Raw genomic sequence first — 315 nt, forward strand, 5'->3', positions numbered from 1 at the left:
CCGTGAATTTAATTTACGTTCGCTACAAAGTTTAGGTTTGTTTATTGCCAATTCCATATTTGTCGGTGACTATTTAACAACTGATGGACAATGTGCTGACGAGGATTTCCAGCTAATTAAAGACCTGGGATTCGAAATCGAGGAAAACCCATTCGAAGTAGAAAGTCAAACAGTCGCTAAAACCCAATAACTTGAAACAGCCATGGTGTCAGGCACCCATAGAGGGTGCCTGACACCAATCCTAAAGTATGGGAATTTTAAGAAATGAGTTTTTGGCCTTATTTCCTAACCAAGCTTATAATATGAAAAACTTAT

General features: G+C 38.1%; 1 pseudogene. It reads left to right on the forward strand.

Annotated features, from left to right (window positions below):
* Positions 1-190, forward strand: a pseudogene (locus RYX56_RS21695) (biotin synthase BioB); the annotation flags it as partial.
* Positions 191-315: the final 125 nt, after the last annotated feature.

Origin of the sequence: Alkalihalophilus lindianensis (assembly GCF_032843265.1) — a bacterium.
Classification (GTDB): Bacteria; Bacillota; Bacilli; order Bacillales; family Bacillaceae_D; genus Alkalihalophilus; species Alkalihalophilus lindianensis.